Genomic DNA, 25,825 nt, shown 5'->3' with positions numbered 1-25,825 from the left:
CCGCCCCCGGGCGTAGGGTCGAAGCATGGCAAACGTCGCTGAGAACATCGTCAAGACTCTGCACGCCAACGGGATCGACCGTGTCTACGGCATTCCCGGGGACTCGTTGAACGGCTTCACGGACGCGCTCCGCAAGGACGGCACGATCCGCTGGGTGCATGTGCGGCACGAGGAGTCCGCCGCCTTCGCCGCCGCCGCCGATGCCGCCACCACGGGCGAGCTCGCCGTGGTCGCGGGCTCCTGCGGGCCGGGCAACCTGCATCTCATCAACGGCCTGTACGACGCGAACCGCTCCCGCGTCCCCGTGCTCGCGATCGCCGCGCACATCCCCACGACCGAGATCGGCACCGGGTACTTCCAGGAGACGCACCCGCAGGAGCTCTTCCGCGAGTGCAGCGTGTACGTGGAGTATGTCGCCGACCCGAAGCAGATGCCGCGCCTGATGGAGATCGCCATGCGCGCAGCGATCGAGGAGCGCGGTGTCGCCGTCCTCGTGATCCCCGGTGACGTAGCCCTCGCCGACATCGCCGACGACCGCGCCGTCGTGATCGAGCGCGCCCGCCCCGTGGTGGTCCCCAACGGCGCAGAGCTCGAGAAGGCGGCGACGCTGCTGAACGCGGCGAAGAACGTCACGATCCTCGCCGGCGCCGGGGTCGAAGGCGCCCACGACGAGGTGATCGCGCTCGCCGACAAGCTGGGTGCTCCCATCGTCCACGCCCTTCGCGGCAAGGAGTTCATCGAGTACGACAACCCCTTCGACGTCGGGATGACGGGACTGCTCGGTTTCGCGTCCGGCTACCGCGCGATGGAGGCCGCCGACGCGCTGCTGGTGCTCGGCAGCGACTTCCCGTACGAGCAGTTCTACCCTGACGGTGCGAAGACGATCCAGGTCGACATTCGCGGCGCACAGCTCGGCAAACGGCATCCGCTCGATCTGGGACTGGTCGGCGACGTCCGGGCCACGGCCGAGGCACTGCTGCCGAGGATCGCGCGCAAGGACGATCGCGGTCACCTCGACGACGCGATCGCGCACTACCGCAAGACCCGCAAGAAGCTCGACGAGCTGGCGGTGCCGGCGAAGGGGAAGCGCCCCATCCATCCGCAGTACCTCGCCAGGCTCCTGGACGAGTACGCGACCGATGATGCGATCTTCACCGCCGATGTCGGGTCACCGACCGTGTGGGCGGCGCGCTATCTCTCGATGACCGAGAACCGGCGCCTGATCGGCTCCTTCACCCACGGCTCGATGGCGAACGCGCTGATGCACGGCATCGGTGCGCAGGTCGCCCACCCCGACCGTCAGGTCGTCGCACTCGCGGGCGATGGCGGATTGGCGATGATGCTCGGCGAGCTGCTCACGCTGACGCAGAACAAGCTCCCGGTGAAGACGATCGTGGTCAACAACTCGTCGCTGAACTTCGTCGAGCTCGAGATGAAGGCCGCCGGCTTCGTCACCTACGGCACAGGACTGGACAACCCCAGCTTCGCCGCGATCGCCGAAGCCATGGGCATCTTCGCCCGTCGCGTGGAGCGCAGCGAAGACCTCCCTGATGCCGTGCGCGAGGTGCTGGCTCACGACGGTCCGGCCCTGCTCGACGTGGTCACAGAGCGGCAGGAGTTGTCCATGCCGCCGGCGATCGAGGCCGCGCAGGTCAAGGGCTTCGCGCTCTATGCGATCCGCACCGTGATGTCCGGACGCGGGGACGAGCTTCTCGACCTCGCGAAGGCGAACTGGCGCCAGCTCTTCTGAGCCGGCGCCACGCCGGGATCCGACGCTCAGCTCTCCAGCTGGGCGCGGATCTCGGCGGCCTCGCCGTGCCGCCCGAGCGCCTCGAACACGTTGCCGAGTTCGAGGGCTGCGACCTGCAGCAGCGGCGGGTGGCCGGCCGCGTGATCGATCGCGCTGCGGTACACCGGCACGGCGTCGGCTGAGCGGTCGTTGCCGGCGAGCACCCGCGCGGCGAACAGCTCGGAGCTTCCGGCCGCCCCCAGGTCTCCCAGTGCAGCGAAGCCGTCGGCCGCGGTGAGCGAGGCCGACACGGCCTCGTCGATGCGTCCGAGCTCAGCCAGAGCGCGTGCCCGTGAATCGGTGACATCGGCGAGCAGCCACCCGGCGTCGTGCTGCTGTGCGAGGGCGGCGACCTCGTCGAAGAGAGCGAACGCCCGCTCGTCGCCGCGCCCGCCGTAGGCCTGCCCGAGGCTGTGCAGCACCTCGGTGAGCGCTCCGACGGCGTCCGGCGCGCGTCGGACGGTCTCGGCCGCGGATTCGAGCAGGGCGATCGCATCGTCGTGCTCGTCGAAACGCGCGAGGATCTTCGCCTGCTCGGTCATCGCCATCGCCTGGTCGGCGTGCTCCTCGGCCTGCCCGAACAGCTCGGAGGCGTAGCCGTGGGCGCCCACCGACTGGCCGAATTCCCCGGCCGCACTCAATGCGCGGGCGAGCATCGAAGCGGTCATCGCTCGAGAACCGGCGGGGACGTCGGCCTCCTCCTCGCGCTGCAGCACATCTCCGAAGAGCTCGGCGGCCTCCTCCGCATCACCGACCCGCAGCATGGCGCGGGCGAGTCGGAAGTCCAGTCCGGTCGTGTCGCCTCCCGCGTCGCCGCCGAGGCGAGCGGCGAGGCGATAGCGCGAGACGGCCTTCTCCGGCTCGTCGGCGTCCTCCCAGAGCGCGCCGGCGAGCAGATGGGCGTCGCCGAGCGCACGGGTCGCCCCCAGTTCGGCGAGCAGGCGGCAGGACTCGTCGGCGTCGACCGCCCCCTCGGCGTACGAGCTGGTGCCACCGCGCACGCGTGCGCGGGTCTGCAGGGCCTGCGCCCGGTGCCCCGTGCTGACGTCGTCCTGGGCGAGGAAGCGGTCCAGCAACGCGCTGCCGGCTTCGAGATCGCCCTTGCTCAGCACGGCCGAGATGGCCACCAGCGTCGTGGTGTTCGTGAGGCGGGTGTCGTCCGCTTCGGCGAATGACCGGGCGGCCACCTCCGCGTGGTCCAGCGCGGCGTCCGGCTCGCCGGACTGCAGGTGCAGGGCCGCGCGGCTGATCGCGAGGTCACCGCGCGTCCACGCGGGAAGCTCGTCCGATGCGCCGATCTCCTCTTCCAGAGCGGCGGTCGTCTCCGGCGTGTTCAGGCCGAATGTCGCGAGTCCGATGCGCTCCTCGAGGTCGGCCTGCGCCTCGTGCCCAGCGGCGCGGAGTGCGGCGATGCGCTCCGGCAGCAGCTGCAGGGCCTCGTCCGCGCGCTCCAGTGCGACCAGGATCCCCAGCCGCATGGACAGCAGCTGGGCGCGCTTGGCGGGATCTTCGACTTCGAGGGCGCGGGGCAGGGCTTCGAGCGTCTCGTGCTCGGCGCCGAACTGCGCGAGCTGCATGGCGCGCTCGAACCAGCCCTCTGCGTCGACCGGGGCGGTGGTGGAAGCAGGGGTGATGAAGGCGTCGGACCGGATCGGCACGTCGTAGCTCTCCTTCGCGAGTCCACGCATCCGCTGCAGGCTGCGGGCGTGGCCCTCGGTACCGTCGCGTTCGTCGAAGCCTCGGCCGATCCGCTCGGCGGCGGCCCACGAGGCGGCAGCCAGGTCGACCGCGCCCCAGGCGCCGTCGTGCTCGCCGAAGAACGGCACGAGCGCGGGGGAGTCGGCTCCGCGCACCGGGGTGTCGCCGTGCCCGGCTGCCGTGACGCGGTCGAGCGCCACGGCGAGGGCGGCGAGGGCGGCGAAGTGCGCGTCGACGTTCAGGCCGTCGTGCGCGAGCCAGGAGATGTGCTTCTCGACCAGGGCGAGAGCACGCGCCTCGTTCCCGGTGACGGCTGCGAACACGATGTTGTTGGCGACGATGCGCAGGTTGTCCGGGTTGTCCTTGGCGAGGCGGTAGCTGCGCAGGTGGGCTGTCTTCGCCTCCTCGAGACGTCCGGCGCGCAGATAGGGGAGCAGCACGCGGGACAGGGCGTGCTCCGGCTCTTCGCCGCAGGAGAAGCCGCCTTCGATCATCTCCTCGACCAACACGATCGCCTCGGCGTCGCGATCGGTGTCGGCGAAGAATCCGGCGAACTGGCTGCGTCCGCACGCGTCGCAGTGGCTGTGGTCGTCGCGCGGCGTGGCCTCGAGCTGCACGCGGAGCGCCTCGGCCTCGTCCATGCGTCCGGCATCCCAGGCGTCTTCGAAACGAGCCGTGAGCACCCCGCTGACGCCGAGACCTGCGGCACGGTAGTGAGACTCCATGTCGTCGAGGACGGCGGCGATCTGCTCCTGGGAGAAAGCCGGAGAGGACCTCAGCGACGAGGCCATCCACTTGAACTGCCACATCAGATCGGCGCCGCCGTTGTCGAGGTCGGCGGGGAAGCGCTGCGGGTCCGCGTCGTGATGAGCGAGGCACCACGCGAACGAGTTCAGCATGACGTCGGTCGCACCGTTCATGTTCGCCGAGGCCGTCTGGCGCATCCTGGCCTCGTACTCGAGCCGCTCGTCGCCGATCTCCACCGCGAGGGCCACTGCCTCGGAGACCAGGGCCTGCTCTGCGGGACCCCAGGGAGTGCGATCGATCTCCTCGATCAGCTGCTGGAAGCGCTTCTTCGGACGTGCCATGGACAGAACCTTTCGGGAGGGTCAGCGGGCGTCGCCGAAGGGAAGGGTGTCTCCCTCCAGACCGGCCGAGAGCGAGACGAGGTCGGAGAGGGCGCTGGTCATCAGCGCCCGGTCGGCGTCGGCGAGCGGGTGATGCCCGGCCAGGAGAGCCTGGATGTAGAGCAGCTGCACGGTGCGGGCGAAGACCGCCTCATCCTGCACCCTCACCAGGGCGCGCACCACCCTGTTCGACCAGTTCAGGCACAGTCGGGCGCGCAGATCCTCCTCCCGGGCGGAGGACAGGGTCTGGTCGATGCGGTCGAGCACGCCACCCCAGAGCGATCCGGTGATGCCCTTGGTGCGGCCGCGGTCGATCGCCCTGAGCACCTCGGGGTCGGCCACGTAGAGGGCGGCGAGGTCGGGGCGATCGATGGATCGCACGACAACGGAGCAGTCGGACGCCGCGAGCACCGCACCGGCACGGGCTTCCAGGGCCACCGCGGAGTCGCGGTCGTCGAGGGGCGGCGGGTCGAGCCGGTCGAGTTCGCCCGTGACGTCCACCTGCTCGACGGTGACGTGGGGGTACAGGTCCGGCAGCATCCGGATGAGGTCGGAATCGTAGAGGTAGCCGCCGTTGACGAGCACCTCGTCTGCGGGAGAGATGCCTGCCACCTGCCGGAACTCGTCCACTGTCTGCGCGTACCTGATGTGCGGGTATCGCTCGACGAGGTCGCCGATGCGCATGGCGCCGTGCGTGGTCTCGACGGTCAGCCAGCGCGAGATGAAGTGGGAGAGCTCTTCGTCGTGGCGCACCAGCGACTTGAGCCCGACCTCGTGCACGGCGACGAACTGGGCGAGACGATGCGGTTCGCGCAGCCCCAGCTCCAGCACCCAGCGGCGGATCCCGGCGCCCAGCTGCTCGCGCACGCGCTCGAGGGCGGCGTCCTCGACGAGCGATTCCCTGCTCGCGGTCGGGGCGAGTCCGGTGGAGTCGACCACGGCCCGCACGAAGAAGGCCCAGTCGGGGAGCACGTCGTCGACGCGTTCGGAGAGCAGCATCCGGCCGAGGTACATGCGGGTCGCCTGGCGTGCGCCGGGCGGCGGGGCGAACGGCAGCACGTAGGCGAGGCCCCGGGTGCCCGTCGCCGACTCGCTGAGCTCGATGACGTCGAGCGGACTCGCACCGAGAAGGTCGCGGCCGAAGTCGACGGCGGCCTCGGGATGCTGTGCGGCGTGCAGGAACGGGGCGTCCCTGGTGATGTCGACATCGCCGGCCGCGGTGTCGATCGTGACGCGCACGGGGAGGAACTCGCCGAACGTCGTGGCCAGCTCGCGCACGGCTGCGGGACGCAGCAGCTCGTCGGCGTCGAACCGCGGGACGAGATGCACGCTGGTCCCGATCGGCAGCTCCTCGTCGATCTCCGTCACCTGGAACGTGCCGTCCGCGCTCCCCGTCCACTCGACCGAAGCGCCGCCGCGGGCGCTGCGGGAGCGGATGACGATCGTGTCGGCGACCATGAAGCAGCTCAGCAGACCGATGCCGAATTGGCCGAGATAGTCGCTGCGCGGGAGGTCGAAGATGTCGCGCTTGGAGCTGCGTCCGACGGTCGCCAGCAGGTCGGCGACCTCGGCGGACGTCAACCCCACCCCGTCGTCGCGCAGCACGAACTCGCCGTTCTCCGCGGTCAGCGGAGTGATCCGGATGCGCCCGCCGCCGCCGTCGACCTCCTGGCGGGCGGTGATCGCATCGCGGGCGTTCTGCAACAGCTCCCGCAGGTACACGCGAGGACTGGAGTAGATGTGCCGACTGAGCAGATCGACGACTCCGCGCAGATCCACCTGGAACTGCTGCACTTCAGCGCTCACCGGCGCTCCCTCCTCCTGCATACGCTCGCCGAGCCTAACAAGAACACGCCATCGCGATCCCGGTTCGGCGCCGCCGCATCGATGCCGTATGCTTGTGGGGCAGTTGTTCTCTGCATTCTTTCGCCGTGCCTGGGGTCTCCGGGTCGCAGTCGCGGTGGCAGGGTGGGGAGAGCACCCCGAGGCCTTCCGGTCTCTAGGGCGGTAGCTCAATTGGCAGAGCAGCGGTCTCCAAAACCGCAGGTTGCAGGTTCGATTCCTGTCCGCCCTGCGCGTCAGCGCAACGCTGACACACGAAAGGTACATTCAGGATGGATCAGGACGAACCGCGCGGCGAGGTCGTCGCGGCCGGCGCCACCCGCGAGAAGAAGGGCAACCCCTTCTCCCGGTTCTTCGGGAGCATCGCCCTGTTCATCCGCCAGGTCATCGCCGAGCTCCGCAAGGTCGTCACCCCGACTCGCAAGGAGCTGTTCAAGTTCACCGGGGTGGTGCTCGTCTTCGTGATCATCGTCATGGGCATCGTCTACGGCTTGGACACGCTGTTCGCGTTCGTGACGCACTGGGTGTTCGGAATCCCTGGCTGATGACCCCCGCGGCTCGCGCCGCAGCTATGGAGAAGAAGCAAAGTGTCTGAACGATATTCCGACGACGCCGACTGGGCGACCGCCGCTGAGCAGTCCAGCGAGGAAGACGAGGCCCAGGAGGGCAACGTCCTCGCTGAGGAAGAGCTCTCGGTCACCTCGGCTGAGCACGTCGCCGTCCACGTCGAAGACGAGGACGGCGAAGAGGATGACGTGGTTGACACCGACATCGACATCGACGACCCGGAGGCGGACGCCATCGTGAACGACGCTCTCAACCTGGACGAAGCGGCTGAGTCCGAGGCCGCCGCCGAGGTTCTCAACGAATCCGTGGCCGAAGAGGTCGCCGAGCAGGAGGCGGAGGCGGCCGACGAGGTCACCCCGTACGACGGCCCCGACGTGAACGGTGAAGATGACCGTCCAGCGGGCGAGGACGCCGAGTCCGAGGACGACGCGGAGGAGGACCCGTACGAGGCCTTCCGCATGGACCTCCGCATGCTCCCGGGCAAGTGGTACGTCATCCACTCCTACGCCGGTTTCGAGCGCAAGGTCAAGGCCAACATCGAGCAGCGCAAGTCGACGCTCGAGGTCGAGGACGAGATCTACCAGGTCGAGGTCCCGATGGAAGACGTGGTCGAGATCAAGAACGGCCAGCGCAAGATGGTCACCCGCGTGCGCATCCCCGGCTACGTGCTGGTGCGCATGGAGCTCACGGAGGACACCTGGTCCGTCGTCCGCCACACGCCCGGTGTGACCGGCTTCGTGGGCAACGCCCACAACCCGACGCCGCTGCGCTTCGAGGAGGCCTTCAACATGCTGAAGTCGCTCGTCGAGGTCAAGGACGTGCCGACCGCCAAGAACATCGCGTCGAAGGGCGGCGTCGCCGTCGCTCGTCCGCTGCCCGCAGAGGTCGACTTCGAGGTCGGCGAGACCATCACGATCAAGGAGGGCTCGTTCGCGGGTCTTCCCGGTTCGATCAGCGAGATCAAGCCCGAGAGCGGCAAGCTCACGGTGCTCGTCTCCCTCTTCGAGCGCGAGACCCCGGTCGAGCTGTCGTTCGACCAGGTCACCAAGATGATCTGACACCCGTCAGCGAGAACGGCCGTCCCATTCGGGGCGGCCGTTCTGCGTTGGTACATCCGACCGGGGCAGGGGGGATCCGGAGACGTCCGTCGCTGCGCTCCGGATCAGGTAGACTTGTGTGGTTTGTGCGACAGCCCGCATGGGTCCCTGAGCTTGTCGAAGGGCGCGCAGACGACCACGTTCCGGAAACGCCGGATCCGTGGGAGAAGCGGATGCTCCGGTATCCGATTCGATGAAAGGAAAGAGAATGGCACCGAAGAAGAAGGTGACCGGCCTGATCAAGCTTCAGATCAACGCCGGTGCAGCCAACCCGGCGCCGCCGATCGGCCCCGCGCTCGGTCAGCATGGCGTCAACATCATGGAGTTCTGCAAGGCGTACAACGCCGCGACCGAGTCGCAGCGCGGCAACGTCATCCCCGTCGAGATCACCGTCTACGAGGACCGCAGCTTCACCTTCGTCCTGAAGACCCCGCCCGCGGCGGAGCTCATCAAGAAGGCCGCAGGCGTCCCCAAGGGCTCTGCAACCCCGCACACCGTCAAGGTCGCGAAGATCACCAAGGACCAGGTCCGTCAGATCGCCGAGCAGAAGCAGGCCGACCTGAACGCGAACGACATCGAGGCCGCCTCGAAGATCATCGCCGGCACCGCCCGTTCCATGGGCATCACGGTCGAGGGCTGAGGAGAATAATCATGGCTACCAAGTCCAAGGCTTACAAGGCTGCCGCCGAGAAGATCGAGGCAGACCGTTTCTACACCCCGACCGAGGCCGTCGCCCTCGCGAAGGAGACCGGCTCGTCGAAGTTCGACTCGACCGTCGAGGTCGCGCTGAAGCTCGCCGTCGACCCCCGCAAGGCGGACCAGATGGTGCGCGGCACCGTCATCCTGCCCCACGGCACCGGTAAGACCGCCCGCGTCATCGTGTTCGCCACCGGCCCCGCAGCCGAGGCAGCGATCGCCGCAGGTGCAGATGAGGTCGGCGGCGCCGAGCTCATCCAGAAGGTCGCTGACGGTTGGACCAACTTCGACGCCGCCGTCTCCACCCCGGAGCTCATGGGCCAGGTCGGTCGTCTCGGAAAGGTGCTCGGACCCCGTGGTCTGATGCCGAACCCGAAGACCGGCACCGTGACCCCGAACCCGGCCAAGGCCGTCGAGGAGATCAAGGGCGGAAAGATCGAGTTCCGCGTCGACAAGCACGCCAACGTGCACTTCGTCGTCGGCAAGGCCTCCTTCACCGCCGAGCAGCTCGACGAGAACATCGGCGCAGCGCTCGAGGAGATCGTCCGCCTCAAGCCGTCGAGCTCGAAGGGCCGTTACATCCAGAAGGGTGCGGTGTCGACCACGTTCGGCCCCGGCATCCCGCTGGACGTCAACGCCATCTGAGTCTGACTCTCTGAAACGCCCCCGGGTCCGCCCGGGGGCGTTTCTGCGTCCCGTCGGAACCGCGAAACGCAACGTCATCGGATGCGGGGAACCGACATGCGCCACGTACTGTGGGGGAGTTCCCGTGACGGTCGCGTAAACTCGCACCGCGCTTCACACCCCAGGAGGGTTCATGTCCCGTCGTCTCATCGCCGTCACCGCACTCGTCGCCGCCGCCGCGGTCCTGACCGCCTGCAGCGGGTCCAGCACTCCCGCGAGCACCTCGGGCTCCGGTGAGAGCTCCGCGAGCTCGGAGTACGGCCTCGCGAAGGACGGCGTCCTCACCGTCGGCACGGAGGGCACGTATCGTCCCTTCAGCTTCCACGGCGACAACGGAGCGGGCGACCTGACCGGCTACGACGTGGAGATCATCGAGGCCGTCGCAGACAAGCTCGGCCTCGACGTGAAGTTCGAGGAGACCCAGTGGGATGCGATCTTCGCGGGTCTCGACGCCGGCCGATTCGACGTGATCGCCAACCAGGTCACGATCAACGACGAGCGTGAGGCCAAGTACCTCTTCAGCACCCCGTACACCGTCTCTCCGGGCGTGATCGTCGTGGCCGAGGACGACGACTCGATCTCGTCCTTCGCCGATCTCAAGGGCAAGACCACCGCGCAGTCCCTCACCAGCAACTGGAACGACCTCGCCACCGAGTCCGGCGCCAAGGTCGAGGGTGTCGAGGGGTGGGCCCAGGCGGTCGAGTTGCTCCGCCAGGGCCGCGTCGACGCGACCATCAACGACAAGCTCACCTTCCTCGACTACGAGACCACCAACAGCCCGACCGGACTGAAGATCGCGGCCGAGACCGATGAGGCGGGCAAGTCGGCGTTCGCGTTCACCAAGGACAAGGAAGCTCTCGTCACGGCCGTCGACGGAGCGCTCGACGAGCTCCGCGCTGACGGCACCCTGGCGGAGATCAGCAAGAAGTACTTCGGCGAAGACGTCTCCCAGTAATCGATGGAGAGTCCCTGGCAGCTGTTCCTCGACTCGCTCGGGCCGATCGCCTGGGCGGGTCTGACAGCGACGGTGCCGCTCGCGCTGGCGTCGTTCTCCCTGGGGCTGATCATCGCCATCGGCATCGCGCTGATGAGGATCTCGGTGAACCCGATCCTCTCGGGCATCGCGCGGTTCTACATCTCGGTGATCCGCGGGACGCCGCTGCTGGTGCAGCTTTTCGTGATCTTCTACGGCATGCCGTCGATCGGGATCACGATCGACCCGTGGCCGAGCGCGATCATCGCGCTGTCGCTCAACGTCGGCGGCTACGGCGCCGAGGTGGTGCGTGCGGCCATCCTCTCGGTCCCGCAGGGGCAGTGGGAGGCGGCGTACACGGTGGGCATGAACCGCACCCGCACGCTCACCCGCATCATCCTGCCGCAGGCCGCGCGCGTGTCCGTCCCGCCGCTGTCGAACACCTTCATCTCGCTGGTCAAGGACACCTCGCTCGCGTCGCTGATCCTCGTCACCGAGCTGTTCAAGGTGGCGCAGCAGATCGCCTCGACGACGTACGAGTTCATGGTGCTGTACCTCGCTGCGGCGCTCGTCTACTGGGTGCTCTGCCTGGTGCTGTCGTTCGGCCAGAGCGCCCTCGAGAGGAGGCTCGACAGCCGTGTCGCGCACTGACAACACCGCAGAGGCTCTGCTCACCGCCCGCGGCCTGCGCAAGAGCTTCGGCGACAACGAGGTGCTCCGGGGGATCGACCTGACCCTGCACCGCGGAGAGGTCGTCGTGCTCATCGGGCCCAGCGGTTCCGGCAAGACCACGGTGCTGCGCGCCCTCAACGGTCTCGAGACGCCTGACGCCGGCACGATCGTGGTCGATGGCGGGCCCGAGATCGACTTCGCCCCCGCGGTGAAGCCCTCGCCCCGGGTGCAGAAGCAGAAGCGGCTCGCCCTGCGCGACCGGTCGGCGATGGTGTTCCAGCACCACAACCTGTTCCCGCACCTCACTGTCCTCGAGAACGTCATCGAGGGTCCGTGGCGCGTGCAGGGTCGACCGAAAGCCGAGGTCGTCGCCGAGGCGCTCATCCTCCTCGATCGCGTGGGTCTGGCCGACAAGTCTGACGCCCGGCCGCATCAGCTCTCCGGAGGACAGCAGCAGCGCGTCGGGATCGTGCGGGCGCTCGCGCTCAAGCCCGACCTGCTGCTGTTCGACGAGCCGACGAGCGCGCTGGATCCCGAGCTGGTGGGGGAGGTGCTGCTCGTCATCAAGGAGCTGGCGGACGAGAACTGGACCATGGCCGTGGTCACGCACGAGCTCAGCTTCGCGCGGGAAGCCGCGGATCACGTGCTGTTCATGGATGGCGGCGTCGTCGTCGAACAGGGCCCACCTGCCCAGCTCTTCAGTGCACCCACGCACGAGCGCACGCAGCGGTTCCTCACCCGCATCATGCGTCCTCTCGACGGTGCCTGAACTCCACGGTGCCTGAACTCCACGGTGCCTGAACTCCACGGTGCCTGAACTCCACGGTGCCTGAGCAGAGGCGCTGAGCCCGCGCGACCCTCGCCTCTGAGGTGGATCGGTGAGAGGATGCCCTCGTGGGCACCATCGACGACTATCTCGCGGACCTCGAACCGGTCGATCGGGCCGCTGTCGATCGTGTCTACGCGGTCGCGCGCACGGAGGTGCCGGATGCGGAGCAGGGCAAGGGCTACGGGATGCCGGCGCTCGTGCACCACGGCAAGCCGCTGCTCTCCGTGATGCGGGCCAAGAAGCACATCGGCGTCTACCCGTTCAGTCCCGATGCTGTGGCGGCCGTCGCCGACGCGCTCGGGAACCACCCCGGAGCCAGCGTCGACAAGGGCACCATCCGGTTCCAGCCAGAGCATCCGATCCCGACCGAAGTGCTGGAGACTCTCGTCCGCGCGCGTCTCGCTCAGATCGACGCCTCCTGATCCGTCACGCTCCCAGCACGGGGAGGACGAGACTGATCGCGATCGAGATCATGACGACGGCGATCACGGCGTCGAGGATGCGCCACGACCGTGGGGTGCGCAGCCATCGTCCGAGATAGCGTGCCCCGAAGCCCAACGCGGTGAACCACAGCAGGCTCGCGGCCATCGCCCCGACGGCGAAGAGCCAGCGCTGATCACCGTGGGTGGCCGCGATCGAACCGAGCATCAGCACCGTGTCGAGGTACACGTGCGGATTGAGCCAGGTGAGCGCGAGGGTGGTCAGGATGACCGGTGCCAGCCGCGTGCGGGTCATCGTGGGCGTCGTGCCTCCCGCGGTCGGGGCGCGGAGTGACGCGGAGTCCGCCGCGTCGACGTCGAGCTCCTCGCCGCCCCGCCAGGCCCTCCGCGCGGCGAGTGCTCCGTAGGTGAGCAGGAACAGCGCGCCCGCCCATCGGGCGACCACGACGAGCCAGGGTGCTGCGGAGATCACGAAGCCGAGGCCGGCGACCCCCGCGGCGATCAGCGCTGCATCGGAGAGCGCGCAGATGATCACGACGGCCAGGACGTGCTCGCGACGGATTCCCTGACGCAGCACGAACACGTTCTGCGCGCCGATGGCGACGATGAGGGAGAGGCCGAGTCCGAGGCCGGCGAGAATCGTGAGCATGTGTCCAGCGTAGAAACGGACACACATGAAGAGAAGCGAAGATTCCTACGGAACCATTAGCCTGGCTTATGTGCGTATCGACCCGCAACTCGCGAACACCCTCGCCGCGATCGTCGATGAGGGAACGCTGGACGCGGCTTCGAGGCGTCTGCAGATCACGCCGTCCGCGGTGAGCCAGCGTTTGAAGACCCTCGAGCAGCAGCTCGGCCGCATCCTGGTGGTGCGCACCAAGCCCGCACGCCTGACCGAGGCGGGGGAGGCCGTCGTCCGTCTGGCCAGACAGATCTCCCTGCTGGAGCATGACGCGCTCGCGGGGGTGGGCATCGACGACCCGGACGGCTCTCCACGCATCACGGTGCCTCTCGCGGTGAACGCCGACTCGATGGCGACGTGGTTCCTGGCCCCGCTCGCGCGACTCTCCGCACGGCACGACATCGACTTCGACCTGCATCGCGACGATCAGAACTTCACGGCCCGCCTGCTCGAATCGGGCGCGGTGATGGCGGCCGTCACGAGCGAGGAGACCCCCGTCACCGGCTGCTCCGTGTCACCGCTCGGGGTGCTCGAGTATCGCGCGATGGCCGAGCGGGAGTTCGCCGCTCGCTGGTTCCCCGACGGGGCGACCTCGTCGGCGCTGGCCGGAGCGCCGTTCGTCGACTTCGACCGCAGGGACACCCTGCAACATGAATGGCTCAGGGCGATGTCGGTCGAGCAGGCGGGCGTCCCGCGTCATTACGTTCCGGCGTCACACGACTACGCGCTGGCGGTCGCTCTGGGGCTCGGGTGGGGCATGGTGCCGGTGCTGCAGGATTCGGGTGGACTCGTGCCCCTGGGCGGCCCCGTGCTTCGGGTGCAGCTCTACTGGCAGCAGTGGAACCTGCGATCGGAGCTGCTCGACACGATCGCCGCTGAGGTCGCGGACGAGGCTCGACGGGTGCTCGGGGCTCCTTCGCTCAGTCGGCCGCGCTCGTCCGCGGCGTCACCCCGGCCCCGAGGGCGTGCAGCAGCCGGGTGAGGTTCCCGATGTCCGCGAGGCTCCACTCCTGGAGCGTGCGCAGCAGCATGCCCTCCTGCGGAAGTCGGGCTGCGGACAGCCTCTCCGTGCCGAGCGACGTGAGCTCGAGCAGGGAGGAGCGTCCGTCGGCGGGGTCGGCCGTGCGTTCGATGAGACCGAGGTCCTCCAGCTCACGCACCGTCCGACTCACCTGCCCCTTGTCCATGAGCATCCGCTCGGACAGTGCGGACACGGTCACCTGTTCGCACCGTGCGATCGTGGTGAAGATCTTGTAGGCGCCTGGCAGCAGCCCAGGACTCACACGGTTCGCGTTCTCGGTGATCACGCGGCGGAAGTGCGTGATCAGCTCACCGAACTCCGCCTCGAGGGCGCGGACCGCTTCGGCCCGCGCCTCCGGGGTGTCGGCGTCGTCCGCGGTGTGGGCGGTGCCGGGGGTGTCGTCAGCGTCGGACATCGGACGAGGCGTCTCCATGGTCGTCGGCGCGACGGATGACGCCCACCGCGCCGGTCGTCGGAGCGCCGGAGAGTGCCTCCGCGTCGGCGATCGCGACGTCGGATGCCTCTGCCGCACGGCCGTCGTCCTCCTTCGCGGCATCCGCGTGGGCGCGCTCGGTCGTCGTCATCGTGGTCAGCGGGCGGTTCGGCAGGAACAGGATCGCCACAAGGCTGATCACGGCGAGCGGAATGCCGATCAGGAACGCGTGCGAGATCGCCTGCGCGTAGAAATCCTCGATGATCGAGCGCACCGGTTCGGGGAGCAGGCGCACCTCCGGCAGTGTTCCGCTGGACAGCTGGGCTGCGACCTCCGCACCCTTGTCACCCAGTTGAGCGATCGCTGCTCCGATGCGCTCCTTGCCGTCGCTGAACAGACCGGTGAGGCTGTTCGCGAGCACGGCACCCATCACCGAGACGCCGATCGTGCCGCCGAGGCTGCGGAAGAAGGTCACACCGGAGCTCGCGACGCCCATCTCGCTGGGCTTGGCGACGTTCTGCACGATGAGCACGAGGTTCTGCATCGTCATGCCGACGCCGGCGCCCATCACGAACATGTAGATCGAGACGAGGATGAAGTTCGTGTCGTAGTGCAGGGTCGACAGCATCACCGATCCGGCGATCAGCAGCACGGAGCCCAGGATCAGGTAGCCCTTCCACCTGCCGAACCGCGTGACGAGCTGACCGATGACCATCGAGGCGATCAGGAGCCCTGCCATCATCGGGAGGGTCATGAGTCCGGCCTCCGTCGGCGTGGCGCCGCGGGACAGCTGCATGTACTGCGCGAGGTACACCGAGGTGCCGAACATCGCGACGCCGATCGAGATCGACGCGAGCACCGAGAGGGTGAAGGTGCGACCGCGGAAGAGCGTGAGCGGGATCAGCGGTTCGCGCACCCGGAGTTCCACGATGATGAAGGCGATGGCCGAGACGATCGCTCCGCCGACCATGAGCACGGTCTCCGTGCTCCACCAGTCGAAGGTCGATCCCGCGTTGGTGATCCAGATGAGGATCAGTGAGACGGCCGCGGAGAGCAGCACGATGCCGACGTAGTCGATCGAGACCTTGCGGGTGCGTTCGGTGCTGATATGGAGCGTCTTCTGCAGGATGATGAGGGCGGCGACCGCGAAAGGCAGGGCGACGAAGAAGTTCCATCGCCAGTTCGCGACATCGGTGATCCATCCGCCGAGCAGCGGGCCGCCCACCGTCGCGACGGCCATCACGGCGCCGAACAGGCCCATGTACCGGCCGCGCTCGCGGGGGCTGATGATGTCGGCCATGATCACCTGGCTGAGGGCCGCGAGTCCGCCGCCGCCGATGCCCTGGATGGCACGGAACGCGATGAGCGTGTTGGTGTCCTGCGCGAAGCCGGCGGCAGCCGTCGCGCCGACGAAGACGACGATGGCGATCTGGATCAGCAGCTTGCGGTTGAAGAGATCCGCGAGCTTGCCCCAGATGGGCGTCGAGATGGCGGTGGTGAGCAGAGTCGCGGTGATGACCCATGTGTAGGCGGCCTGGTCGCCGCCGAGGTCGTGCACGATGACCGGCATGGAGGTGGAGACCACCGTGGTGGCGATCATCGAGACGAACATGCCGAGCAGGAGGCCGGTGAGGGCTTCCAGCACCTGGCGATGCGTCATCTTGACAGGAGAATCCGGGGTCATGCCTGACCTTTCGCAGAGAGAAGGAGGGGATGCTGCGACCGCTCTGGCGCGCGCGAGATGGTTGAACTGCGTCAACTATACGCTGGTCGTTGATATAGATCAACGATTACCGGAGGTCTCTCCACTCTGCGCGGGATGAGCGAATCTCCTGCGCGAAATCGCCTTGTTCTGCGGATGGGGCAGGGAGAGGATGGCGCAAACGCGCGGATGCGGGGTCGTTGAGGGGGACCGGAACAGAGGCATTCACGCGGTTCTCGAAGTTCCTGAGGGGGAAACGACATGGCAACCAAGGCAACCCAGCGCAAGGTCCTCGCGGTACTGGCGGGAGGGCTCGTGCTCGGCATCGGCACAGCGGTGACGCTCGCGGTGTGGAACGACTCCGAGTTCGCGAACGGCACGTTCACCGCCGGCGCCTTCAACCTCCAAGGATCGACGGACGGCACCACGTATGCCGACCACAACTCCGCAGGCAGTGCAGCCACGCTCGCGTTCACGCTCCCCGCCGGGCTGGTGGGGAACATGTCTCCGACGAGCTCGGTGTACGCCGGATTCTGGGTACGTCTGGCCGGCGGGACGACGACGGCAGCCAATCTCGTCGCCGACGGCACGACCGCCGACCCCGCAGCGAGCTCCAACACCGGACACCTGTCCTATTCGATCTATCAGCTCGCACCCGGCGCGACCTGCAACGCGGCGAGTGCCACCGGAACGCCGATCGCGACCGGAGCGACGCTCGACGCGCAGACCGGTGCGACGCAGGTGCCGCTCGCCGTCGGCAGCCCCACGACAGCTCCCGGTACGGCCGTGCAACTCTGCTTCAAAGTGACGGCGGATGCGTCGCTGACGCCGAGCCTGGTGACCAACGCCACCTGGAAGTTCACGGCCACGTCGACGAGCTGAGTACGTGATGGTCACCCGCAGAGATGTGCGGGAGGGGCGGAGACTTCGATCGCGTCGACTGCGAGCCGTTCTCGCGGGAGGGCTCGTGCTCGGCATCGGCGCCGCCGCCACACTCGCCGCCTGGAACGACTCCGAGTACGGAACCGCGAACTTCACCGCGGGCCGGTTCGACATCGTCGGAGCCGTCGATGGAGCCACGTTCTCGAGCCACGCGACCACCGGCGCAGCCGCGACCCTGAACTTCCAGCTCGCTCCGACCGCCATGGCGCCGGGCAACTCCACCTATGCGTTGTTCAGCGTCAAGACAGCGAACCCGTCCGTTGCAGGAACCCTGCAGCTGTCGGCGGGGACTCCGGGGGGAACGGGACTCGCCGCCTATCTCACCTACGGAGTGCGAACGATCGCCGGTACCACCTGCAACGCGACCACGTACGCGGCCGGGACCGCGGTCGTGGCTGACGGATCGGCACTCACCGCTGGCGGATCCGCGACGCAGGTCGTCACCGCGAACGGTTCCGCACAAGTGAACTACTGCTTCGCCGTCACGCTCCCGCTCACCGCTGCGAACGCGGCGCAGGGCCTGACGATGACGCAGACCTGGCAGTTCCTCGGGACGTCGTCGTAGCAGCGATGCCAGGGAGAGGACGAGCACATGACGACCCCCACACGGCGGAGCCTGAGGGAGGACAAGACGTCCCTCGCCGCGGTCGAACCCCACGCGACCGCGGCGAGGGTACATTCCCGGATACGACCGGGGCGCGTGATCGGCGACGTGCTGCTCTGGGCGGCGGCGATCGCCGGCGCCGTCTGCATCCTGCTCGTCGTGCTCGCCTTCACGGCGCAGATCACGCTCATCATGTTCCGCACCGGCTCCATGTCGCCCACGATCCCCGCCGGTTCCGTCGCGGTGGTGCAGCGCGTGCCCGCGAGCGAGGTGGTCGTCGGTGATGTGGTCACGGTCGACCGCGAGGGGGAGCTTCCCGTCACCCACCGCGTCACCTCCGTCGTCGCGGGTGCGAGTGCGCCGGAGCGGGTGATCACGATGCGAGGGGATGCGAACGCGGCGGAGGATCCCTTCCCGTACACGGTCTCCTCGGTCAGGAAGGTGGTCTTCGCGGTTCCGGGGGTCGCGTCGATCATCGCCGGGATGGGCAATCCGATGGTGCTGGGAGTCCTGACCGTCGCGGCGACGACGCTCGTCGTATGGGCCTTCTGGCCGCGCGAGCAGCGCCGAGCCGCTCGCGATCCCGACGGGAACGGCCCATGAGGCGCGCGCTCGCCGCGGTCCTGCTCGCGGTCGCCGTGATCGTGACGCCGGGTGAGGCCTGGGCGGCGCCCACGACACAGGTCATCCAGGGATCCGTTCTCCGTCTGGTCTCCGTCGCGGACTGGGCAGCGGCCGGCAGCCTGTTGCCGGGGCAGCCGGTGCAGTGGGACATCGAGGTGAGTGCTGACGCGCCGGATCCGGGAGTCATCGGAATCGCGGTGAGCGCGACAGGCGAAGCGCACCTGCTCCTGGACATCTCGACGTGCGCGGAGGCATGGACGGAGAGCGGATGCCCGGTGGGCGCGACGGCCCTGCGCACACGGTGGGACATCCCGCGCGACGGCGTCGAGGTTCCGCTTCTGCAGGTCGCCGACACCGAGACGACACACCTCCGCCTCGCCATCGTCCTCGATCCCGCGGGCGGTTCGGGCGCCGGCAGCACCGATGTCCGCGTGCATGCGCAGGGCGCGGGGGAGACGGTGGTCGCGGGGTCCGACGGTGCCCTGGCGACGACGGGACTTCCGTCCGCGGCGCCGTGGATCGTCGGAGCCGGTGCCGGCCTCATCGGGTCCGGTGCCGTGCTGGTGCTCCGCCGTCGACGCGCTGCTTCGTGGCAGGGGGTGCGAGATGAGGTCTCGTGAGCGTGCACGGATCCTCGCCGGAGTCGTCGGCCTCGCGGTGCTCCTCGGCGTCGCCTCGTCTCCGTCGGTGCAGATGACCGATGCCGCCTTCACCGACAGCGAGTACGCGGCACGATCGTTCACGGCATCGACGTTGGCGACTCCGGTGGTGACCTCGTGCACGGTCACGAGTTTTCTCGGCACGTTCACCGGCTTCACGATCACCTGGACCTCGCCGTACCTGACGGTGCAGCAGCGGCTGTCGATCAACAACGTCGTCGTCGACAACAGCAACGTCACGCAGAGCGGCTCCGGCCCGTACACCTACTCGTCGACGATCAGCTCCGGGCTTCTGAACACGCTGCTCGGAAGCCTGCTGGGGTCGACGAACACCGTCAAGGTCGAGAGCATCTACGCGGGAACGTCGTGGGTGTCACCGGCGGCGACGCGCACACTGTCGGTCGGCGGTCTGCTGGGCCTCGGTGGCAACAACACCTGCACCTGAGGACGGCGGACGCAGGGTGAGAGTCAGTCGTGCCGGGTCAGTCGTGCCGGTCGGTGAACTCGTCGGTCGGCGAACTCGTCAGTCGGTGAACTCGTCAGTCGGCGAGGGCCAGAGCACGGAAGGCGTCGCGCTCTCGAAGCTGCTCTCGGCGGCTGGCGGCGGCGTCCACGATCCGGTTCGGAACCTGCTGGCCTGTGGTGCGGCGGTAGAGCTCATCGATGAGGTCGGTGGCGAGTCCGACGAGCTTGGCGATCTCGCGGTCGTCGCGGTCGATCCACACACAGCGCGGCTCGTCGTGGATCGGCGCGAAGTCGACGTGCTCCTCCCACACGAACAGCGTGCGCTCGGCGCCGAGGACGTGCTGCTGCCACCAGATCTGACGGAGGTAGGTGCGCGGGATGCCGCGGAAAGGCTTGTTCGTGGTCTTGATCTCGGCGAGCTTCACGCGCCCGTCCGCGTCGACCGCGATGCCGTCGGGTGTGGCGAGATGACGATGCTCGACTTCGGCGCGGAACAGCGCGGACGAGGGGAGGATGCCGTGGGTGGCCGCCACCCAGGCCGCGATCTCGGGTTCGCGTCGGCGGCCGTGATCCGTGTACGCGTTGCCGCCGAAGCGGGGTCCGCCACCGAGTTTCGAGTCCGCCGCCCTGGCGATCGACTTCTCGGAGGTGAGTCCGGCCACGTCGGTCGCCGTGATGCCCCGGGATCGAGCTCTCAACCAGGCCACGCGGTCACGGGAATCCGCGACGATGCGTGCAGAGAGTTCCGGGGTCACCCTTCGACCCTAACCCCGCCCACCGACCCTCCCCGCCCTCACACGCCGCCCCCTCCCTCCCCGCCCCCGCCCCCGCCCCGCCCCGCCCCGCCCCGCCCCGCCCCGCCCGCGTCGAGACCCAAGGCTGTCGCCGACACCCACGCCCGCAGTCGCTCGGGGGCATGGGCCTCGACGATAGGCATGGGTCCGGGGACTGCCAGGTAGGCAGGTGCACCGCCGACTGTTGTTCTGCACAGCGTGGATGTGAAGCGAGTTGTCCGCACTTCCGGCAAGCGCTGGTCATCGCAGTGTGGATGGGCTGCGGGAAGGGTGAGGATCGAGTGCATGCGCAGGACCATCACCATCGAGGAAGCGCGCCGGCTCCTTCTCGCCAGAAGTGATGTGCTCGCTCGAGGGGTGACGGAGCGCGAGCTCCGGGCCATGGTCGACGACGGCTCGATCGTGCGAGTGCGTCGCGGCTGGTACGCGGATTCAGTGGAGTGGGAGCAGCTCTGGGACGAGAGTCGTCATCTGTTGAAGGTGCTCGCCGTGCACCGGGAATCCGCCGGTGGCCGTGCCACATTCTGCTTCGCTTCGGCGGCCGTCATCCACGGGCTTCCGCTCTATCGGACCTCGCCGACCCACGTTCACGCTGTTCTCGGTCCGACGAGTCGCAGCAGAGTGAAGTGGGGTGTCGCGAGGCACGATCTCACTCTCCGCGATAGCGACCTCGTGGAAGTCGAAGGCATCAGATGCACCTCGCTCGAGAGGACCGTGCTCGATCTGGCATGCCGGCTCACGCCCGAAGCGGCGATCTCCGTCGCTGACGCGGCGCTACGGCGCATCGCGGTCCGGCGACACGACCAGGACCATGCGGCTGCCGCAGAGTGGCGGAGTGAACTCGGGAGGCGGGCGCAAACCCTCTCGAACCGTGGCATCCGTCAGGCCCGAGAGGTGATCGCGTTCTCAGATGGCCGCGCTCAGCTGCCCGGAGAGAGCGTGAGTCGTCTGCACCTTCACCGTCTCGGGTTCACCGAGGTCGATCTGCAGTCGCGCGTCACCGGACCGCACGGCGAGGAGTACTCGCTCGACTTCGCCTTTCGGGGAGCGCGGACGTTCGGCGAGTTCGACGGGCGAGGAAAGTACCTCGATCCGACGTTGCGCACAGGGATATCGGCGGAGGCCGTGGTGCTCGCGGAGAAGCGTCGGGAGGATGCGATCCGCGGGGTCACAGGGTGGCGGATCGTCCGCTGGGGATCCGAGGACATCGTCACGTCGGATGCTCTCGGTGCGCGGCTCCGTGCGTTCGGCCTCCGCCCCTGACGCACGCTGCACTCGTGCTCGCCGAGCCCCCGTGTGTCACCGAGACCCACGCTCATCGCCCAGACCCATGCTCTGACGCGCATCCAGGTGTGGGTCTCGCAGGGGTGCGTGGGTCTCGGTGGGAGTGCGCCCGTCCTCACGCCATCTCATCGCCCAGACCCACGCTCATCGCCCAGACCCATGCTCTGACGCGCATCCGAGGGTGGGTCTCGATACGGAACGTGGGTCTCGGCGGAGACGAGGGGGTGAGGAGGGAGGGGAGGGGGACGGGGGAGGGACGGGGGAGGGGGGATTTGGGGGGAGAGGCGGGGGTGGGGTAGAGTTGTCGGGAACCGAAGACCGCTGGTCATCGTGTGCGCGTGAGTGCACAGGATCGAAGCTCTGCATCGCAGGGGCCCGCGCAGGACACGAACTTTCCAAAGCTCCGTGCGCTTGCGCCGGAGCTTTTCTCTTTGCAGGTGGTCCAGGTCGGCGCCTCACCACCGTGCGGCGCCTCGTACACACCAAGGAGTGACCATGGCGCAGAAGGATGCATCGGTCGCCGAGCTCACGAAGTCATTCGAGAACTCGACTGCCGTTCTGCTGACCGAGTACCGCGGTCTGACGGTTGCCCAGCTCAAGGAGCTGCGCAACAGCATCCGTCAGGACGCTGAGTACGCCGTGGTGAAGAACACGCTGACCAAGATCGCCGCCAACAAGGCTGGCATCTCCGCGCTGGACGACGACCTCAAGGGTCCGTCGGCCGTCGCGTTCGTGCACGGTGACTTCGTCGCCACCGCCAAGGCTCTGCGTGACTTCGCCAAGGCCAACCCGCTTCTCGTGATCAAGTCCGGCATCTTCGAGGGCAACGCCCTCACCGCGGACGAGGTCAACAAGTACGCCGCGCTGGAGAGCCGTGAGGTTCTGCTGGCGAAGGCTGCGGGCATGATGAAGGCGACGATGGGCAAGGCTGCGGCCACCATCGATGCTCTTCGCGAAAAGCTGGAGACCGCAGAGGCCGCGTAAGCGACCGGCGATCTCGTCTACAAACCCCATCTATCTAGGAGATACATCATGGCGAAGCTTTCCACCGAGGAACTGCTCGAGCAGTTCGCCGGCCTGACCCTCATCGAGCTCAACGAGTTCGTGAAGGCGTTCGAGGAGAAGTTCGAGGTCACCGCTGCTGCTCCCGTCGCCGTCGCCGGTGCTGCGGGTGGCGCAGGCGCTGCTGAGGCTGAGGAAGAGAAGGACTCCTTCGACGTCATCCTCGAGGCCGCTGGCGACAAGAAGATCCAGGTCATCAAGACCGTCCGCGAGCTCACCTCGCTGGGTCTCGGCGAGGCCAAGGCTGTCGTCGACGGTGCCCCGAAGGCCGTCCTTGAGGGCGCCAACAAGGAGACCGCCGACAAGGCCAAGGCTGCTCTCGAAGAGGCAGGCGCAACGGTTACCCTCAAGTAATCGCGACGCTCACGCGTTTCTGATCGAAGGCCCCGGGTTCGCCCGGGGCCTTCGTGCGTGCCCGGGGCGTTCCCGATGTTCCAGGCGTCCCAGACTGCTCGCGCCGACGGCACCGAGGGATGCCGGCAACGGCACCGCCGCCGGCATCCCGGAATGTTGCGAGCTCAGCGCGGGGGAGCAGTAGAGCTGCGAACCACGAGGGCGGATGCGGCGTCGACGCGCTCGAGCGGAGCGTCCGGGTCCTCCATCTGCTGCGTCAGCAGGCGCACGGCCTCATGGCCCTGGTCGCGCGGCGACTGGCCGATCGTGGTCAGCGCGAACATGTCCGCGTGTTCGTGATCGTCGACTCCGACGACGCTGAGCTCCGTCGGAACGGCGATCCCCAGACGTCTGGCCGCGATGATCGCGCCGATCGCGGCCTCGTCGCACACTCCGACGATCGCGGTCGGGCGTCGGCGTCTGTCGCCGAGCAGTCCGGCCGCAGCCGTATAGCCGCCGGGCATGGTCGGGGCCGCGCCGGCGATGCGGGCGTGCGCCGAGAGACCAGCGGCCCGCAGGGCGCCACGATAGCCGTCGAGTCGCTGTGCATCGCCGAAGCTCAGCTCCGCGGCATCCGTCGATCCGCCGACGAAGGCGATGTCGGTGTGCCCGAGCTCGATGAGGTGCTCGGTGGCGATACGCGCGGCGGCGGTGTCGTCGATGGACACGGCGCTCGACCCCTCGCTGTAGGGCCCCACGCTGACGAGGGGGCGCCCCGCCTGCTGCAGTCGCTCGAGTTCACGGGCGCTCGGTTGGATGCCGACCGCGATGATGCCGTCGAAGCGGCGCCCGGGGAGGATGCTCTCGAACAGCCGCTCCCTGGTCTTCGAGCCCTCGGGCACGCCGTACAGCGACAGGTCGTAGTCCAGAGCGAAGAGCGACTCCTGCACTCCGGCGAGCAGTTCGGCGAAGAACCATCGGTCCACCGGGGGCATGACCACTCCCACGGTGCGGGTGCGCCCCGTCGCCAGGCTTGTCGCGGACGAATGGGCGACGTAGGAGAGTTCGCGCGCAGCGTCCGCGACGCGCTGCCTGGTCGCTGTCGACACGTATCCGCGGCCGCTCAGGGCGCGGCTCGCGGTGGCCTTCGACACGCCAGCACGTGACGCGACGTCCGCGATCGTGCTCATCGGTCCTCCTCGACCTGATCACGCGGCTGCGTGGACCCGGCGCAGGGTGCGCGCCGCGTCACAGCGTAGCCGCCGGCACGCGAAAAAGGAACCGGTTCCAGGCGTTCGGCGAGGGAGCGCTCCCATGTGTGTGATGCGAGCACCGCGAATGGTTGCGAGCTTGTGACCCTAGCGTGTTGTGCGGTGATGCTGATCGCCAGTAGGTTGGCCTGGAATCGGTTCCCTAACGATGCCCCGGGGTGGCGTCGCACCAGCCGGGAACCTGTACTCGAAGAGGAGAATTCACATGACTCTGTCACAGCGTTCCCGGCGTTACGCGCCGCTCGCCCTGCTGGGGGTCGCGGGCATCGCGCTCGCCGGATGCGGGGCTCCCGGTGGAGCACCGAGCACCGGCGGAGGAGACGGAGGCGACGCCACCGTCACGATCTACGGCACGATCGTCGACGATGAGGCGAAGCTCCTCCAGGAGTCCTGGAAGGACTGGGCCGACGAGAACGGCATCACGATCAAGTACGAGGGCAGCCAGGACTTCGAGACGCAGCTCGGCACCCGCGCACAGGGCGGCAACCCGCCGGACATCGCGATCTTCCCGCAGCCGGGCCTGTTCGCCGACTTCGCCGACCGCGACTACCTGAAGCCCGCTCCGGAAGCGGTCGAGAAGAACGCCAACGAGTACTGGACCGAGGACTGGGTCAACTACGGCACGGTCGACGGCACCTTCTACGGCGCTCCGCTCATGGCCAACGTCAAGGGGTGGATCTGGTACTCGCCCGCGAAGTTCAAGGAATGGGGCGTCGAGGTTCCGACCACGCTCGATGAGATGAGCGCCCTCACCGACAAGATCCAGGCTGCGACGGGCACGCCCGCCTGGTGCGCCGGCTTCGAGTCGGGCACCGCGACCGGATGGCCGGGAACGGACTGGGTCGAGGACTACGTGCTGCGTCAGTCCGGTCCGGAGGTCTACGACCAGTGGGTCACCAACGAGGTCAAGTTCACCGACCCGCAGATCAAGCAGGCGTTCGACTCGGTCGGCGAGGTCCTGCTGAACCCGGCCAACGTCAACGCCGGCTTCGGTGACGTCCGCTCGATCAACTCCACCGCGTTCGGTGACGTCGCTCCCAAGCTCGCCGCCGGCGAGTGCGCGCTGACGCACCAGGCCTCGTTCCTCTCGGGCTTCTTCCCCGACGGCACGACGGTCGCGGAGGACGGCGACGTCTGGGCGTTCATGCTCCCGGGTGAGAGCGCCGACGACAAGGCCGTGACCGGTGCCGGTGAGATCGTCGGAGCGTTCACCGACTCCGAGGCCACCCAGAAGGTGCTCGAGTACCTCTCGAGCCCTGAGTGGGCGAACAGCCGCGTCAGCCTCGGCGGCGTGACCTCGGCCAACAACGGCCTCGACCCGGCGAACGCGAAGGACCCGATCCTGCAGGAGACCATCAAGATCCTTCAGGACCCGGACACCACCTTCCGCTTCGACGCGTCCGACCTGATGCCGGGTGCCGTCGGCGCCGGCACGTTCTGGAAGGGCATCGTGGCCTGGGTCAACGGCACGCCGACGGACGACGTCCTCACGCAGATCCAGACGGGCTGGCCCGCCAGCTGATAGACGAGGAGGG

General features: G+C 68.2%; 26 protein-coding genes and 1 tRNA gene. 20 read left to right on the top strand and 7 right to left on the bottom strand.

Annotation, left to right across the window (positions count from 1 at the left end; translation table 11 throughout):
- Positions 1-25 precede the first annotated feature (25 nt).
- Positions 26-1,750: a ubiquinone-dependent pyruvate dehydrogenase gene (poxB, locus tag ABRP18_RS13795; RefSeq protein ID WP_046747860.1), complete on the top strand. Its 1,725-nt coding sequence runs from the start codon at positions 26-28 to the stop codon at positions 1,748-1,750.
- Between the two features lie 26 nt (positions 1,751-1,776).
- Here the strand turns inward: poxB and ABRP18_RS13790 are convergent, their stop codons facing one another.
- Both ABRP18_RS13790 and ABRP18_RS13785 read right to left on the bottom strand, forming a co-directional pair.
- Positions 1,777-4,575: a hypothetical protein gene (locus ABRP18_RS13790; protein WP_349884843.1), complete on the bottom strand. Its 2,799-nt coding sequence runs from the start codon at positions 4,573-4,575 to the stop codon at positions 1,777-1,779.
- Positions 4,576-4,596: 21 nt separating this feature from the next.
- Complete coding sequence (locus ABRP18_RS13785) at positions 4,597-6,420, bottom strand: HSP90 family protein (protein ID WP_349884842.1); 1,824 nt, start codon at positions 6,418-6,420, stop codon at positions 4,597-4,599.
- 195 nt (positions 6,421-6,615) lie between these two features.
- Between ABRP18_RS13785 and ABRP18_RS13780 the strand changes: the two genes are divergently transcribed.
- The 9 genes from ABRP18_RS13780 to ABRP18_RS13740 all read left to right on the top strand — a co-directional run bounded on the left by ABRP18_RS13780 (position 6,616) and on the right by ABRP18_RS13740 (position 12,396).
- Positions 6,616-6,688, top strand: a tRNA-Trp gene (locus ABRP18_RS13780).
- Between the two features lie 40 nt (positions 6,689-6,728).
- Positions 6,729-7,001, top strand: a complete 273-nt coding sequence (secE, locus tag ABRP18_RS13775) for a preprotein translocase subunit SecE (protein WP_017201518.1) — start codon at positions 6,729-6,731, stop codon at positions 6,999-7,001.
- A gap of 42 nt (positions 7,002-7,043) precedes the next feature.
- Positions 7,044-8,081 (top strand): transcription termination/antitermination protein NusG, encoded by a 1,038-nt coding sequence (gene nusG, locus ABRP18_RS13770; RefSeq protein WP_113681341.1) that lies wholly within the window; start codon positions 7,044-7,046, stop codon positions 8,079-8,081.
- 247 nt (positions 8,082-8,328) lie between these two features.
- Positions 8,329-8,760 carry a 50S ribosomal protein L11 gene (gene rplK / locus ABRP18_RS13765; RefSeq protein WP_046747864.1) on the top strand — a complete coding sequence of 144 codons (432 nt, stop codon included), beginning with the start codon at positions 8,329-8,331 and terminating at the stop codon, positions 8,758-8,760.
- Between the two features lie 11 nt (positions 8,761-8,771).
- The gene (gene rplA, locus ABRP18_RS13760) at positions 8,772-9,461 is read left to right on the top strand and encodes a 50S ribosomal protein L1 (protein WP_046747865.1); all 690 of its coding nucleotides are present in this window, start codon (positions 8,772-8,774) and stop codon (positions 9,459-9,461) included.
- A gap of 172 nt (positions 9,462-9,633) precedes the next feature.
- On the top strand, positions 9,634-10,455 hold the full coding sequence (locus ABRP18_RS13755; RefSeq protein ID WP_061015299.1) for an amino acid ABC transporter substrate-binding protein: 822 nt from the start codon (positions 9,634-9,636) through the stop codon (positions 10,453-10,455).
- A 3-nt stretch (positions 10,456-10,458) separates the two neighbouring features.
- Positions 10,459-11,124 (top strand): amino acid ABC transporter permease, encoded by a 666-nt coding sequence (locus ABRP18_RS13750; protein WP_113681342.1) that lies wholly within the window; start codon positions 10,459-10,461, stop codon positions 11,122-11,124.
- Complete coding sequence (locus ABRP18_RS13745) at positions 11,111-11,914, top strand: amino acid ABC transporter ATP-binding protein (protein ID WP_058632134.1); 804 nt, start codon at positions 11,111-11,113, stop codon at positions 11,912-11,914. The genes ABRP18_RS13750 and ABRP18_RS13745 overlap by 14 nt, the downstream gene beginning before the upstream one ends.
- 125 nt (positions 11,915-12,039) lie before the next feature.
- Positions 12,040-12,396, top strand: coding sequence for a DUF1801 domain-containing protein (locus ABRP18_RS13740; protein ID WP_349884841.1), 357 nt, complete (start codon positions 12,040-12,042; stop codon positions 12,394-12,396).
- Between the two features lie 4 nt (positions 12,397-12,400).
- Here the strand turns inward: ABRP18_RS13740 and ABRP18_RS13735 are convergent, their stop codons facing one another.
- Positions 12,401-13,063 (bottom strand): LysE/ArgO family amino acid transporter, encoded by a 663-nt coding sequence (locus tag ABRP18_RS13735; RefSeq protein ID WP_046747870.1) that lies wholly within the window; start codon positions 13,061-13,063, stop codon positions 12,401-12,403.
- Between the two features lie 25 nt (positions 13,064-13,088).
- On the opposite strand from ABRP18_RS13735, the gene ABRP18_RS13730 reads away from it, so the two are divergent.
- Positions 13,089-14,078, top strand: coding sequence for a LysR family transcriptional regulator ArgP (locus ABRP18_RS13730; RefSeq protein WP_349884840.1), 990 nt, complete (start codon positions 13,089-13,091; stop codon positions 14,076-14,078).
- Here ABRP18_RS13730 and ABRP18_RS13725 read toward each other — a convergent pair.
- Positions 14,017-14,532 carry a MarR family transcriptional regulator gene (locus tag ABRP18_RS13725; protein ID WP_349884839.1) on the bottom strand — a complete coding sequence of 172 codons (516 nt, stop codon included), beginning with the start codon at positions 14,530-14,532 and terminating at the stop codon, positions 14,017-14,019. The genes ABRP18_RS13730 and ABRP18_RS13725 overlap by 62 nt on opposite strands.
- Complete coding sequence (locus tag ABRP18_RS13720; RefSeq protein WP_349884838.1) at positions 14,519-16,234, bottom strand: MDR family MFS transporter; 1,716 nt, start codon at positions 16,232-16,234, stop codon at positions 14,519-14,521. Before ABRP18_RS13720 ends, ABRP18_RS13725 begins: the two co-directional genes overlap by 14 nt.
- Positions 16,235-16,513: 279 nt before the next feature.
- Here ABRP18_RS13720 and ABRP18_RS13715 point away from each other — a divergent pair, with 279 nt between their 5' ends.
- From ABRP18_RS13715 to ABRP18_RS13695, 5 genes are all read left to right on the top strand, one after another.
- A complete protein-coding gene (locus tag ABRP18_RS13715; protein ID WP_179515838.1) occupies positions 16,514-17,134 on the top strand; it encodes a SipW-dependent-type signal peptide-containing protein in 621 nt (206 codons plus the stop codon).
- A gap of 7 nt (positions 17,135-17,141) precedes the next feature.
- Positions 17,142-17,759, top strand: coding sequence for a SipW-dependent-type signal peptide-containing protein (locus ABRP18_RS13710; protein ID WP_061015381.1), 618 nt, complete (start codon positions 17,142-17,144; stop codon positions 17,757-17,759).
- Positions 17,760-17,894: 135 nt separating this feature from the next.
- Entirely contained in the window at positions 17,895-18,401 is a 507-nt protein-coding gene (locus ABRP18_RS13705; protein WP_374168945.1) for a signal peptidase I, read from the top strand.
- A complete protein-coding gene (locus ABRP18_RS13700) occupies positions 18,398-19,042 on the top strand; it encodes an LPXTG cell wall anchor domain-containing protein (protein WP_349884836.1) in 645 nt (214 codons plus the stop codon). Before ABRP18_RS13705 ends, ABRP18_RS13700 begins: the two co-directional genes overlap by 4 nt.
- Positions 19,029-19,526 (top strand): hypothetical protein, encoded by a 498-nt coding sequence (locus ABRP18_RS13695; protein WP_061015378.1) that lies wholly within the window; start codon positions 19,029-19,031, stop codon positions 19,524-19,526. Before ABRP18_RS13700 ends, ABRP18_RS13695 begins: the two co-directional genes overlap by 14 nt.
- 94 nt (positions 19,527-19,620) lie before the next feature.
- On the opposite strand, the gene ABRP18_RS13690 is transcribed toward ABRP18_RS13695, so the two are convergent.
- Entirely contained in the window at positions 19,621-20,301 is a 681-nt protein-coding gene (locus ABRP18_RS13690) for a YqaJ viral recombinase family protein (RefSeq protein WP_046747878.1), read from the bottom strand.
- A gap of 324 nt (positions 20,302-20,625) precedes the next feature.
- Here ABRP18_RS13690 and ABRP18_RS13685 point away from each other — a divergent pair, with 324 nt between their 5' ends.
- From ABRP18_RS13685 to rplL, 3 genes are all read left to right on the top strand, one after another.
- Entirely contained in the window at positions 20,626-21,603 is a 978-nt protein-coding gene (locus ABRP18_RS13685) for a hypothetical protein (RefSeq protein ID WP_061017515.1), read from the top strand.
- A 516-nt stretch (positions 21,604-22,119) separates the two neighbouring features.
- On the top strand, positions 22,120-22,608 hold the full coding sequence (gene rplJ / locus ABRP18_RS13680; RefSeq protein ID WP_017829129.1) for a 50S ribosomal protein L10: 489 nt from the start codon (positions 22,120-22,122) through the stop codon (positions 22,606-22,608).
- Between the two features lie 48 nt (positions 22,609-22,656).
- Entirely contained in the window at positions 22,657-23,040 is a 384-nt protein-coding gene (gene rplL / locus ABRP18_RS13675) for a 50S ribosomal protein L7/L12 (protein WP_046747880.1), read from the top strand.
- Positions 23,041-23,204: 164 nt separating this feature from the next.
- On the opposite strand, the gene ABRP18_RS13670 is transcribed toward rplL, so the two are convergent.
- Complete coding sequence (locus ABRP18_RS13670) at positions 23,205-24,209, bottom strand: LacI family DNA-binding transcriptional regulator (protein WP_046747881.1); 1,005 nt, start codon at positions 24,207-24,209, stop codon at positions 23,205-23,207.
- Positions 24,210-24,495: 286 nt separating this feature from the next.
- On the opposite strand from ABRP18_RS13670, the gene ABRP18_RS13665 reads away from it, so the two are divergent.
- Entirely contained in the window at positions 24,496-25,812 is a 1,317-nt protein-coding gene (locus ABRP18_RS13665) for an ABC transporter substrate-binding protein (RefSeq protein WP_113681355.1), read from the top strand.
- The last annotated feature ends 13 nt before the right edge of the window (positions 25,813-25,825 follow it).

Origin of the sequence: Microbacterium sp. WHRI 7836, from assembly GCF_040223885.2 — a bacterium.
GTDB classification, from domain to species: Bacteria; Actinomycetota; Actinomycetes; order Actinomycetales; family Microbacteriaceae; genus Microbacterium; species Microbacterium oxydans.
This window is presented reverse-complemented; position numbering and strand designations above follow the sequence as displayed.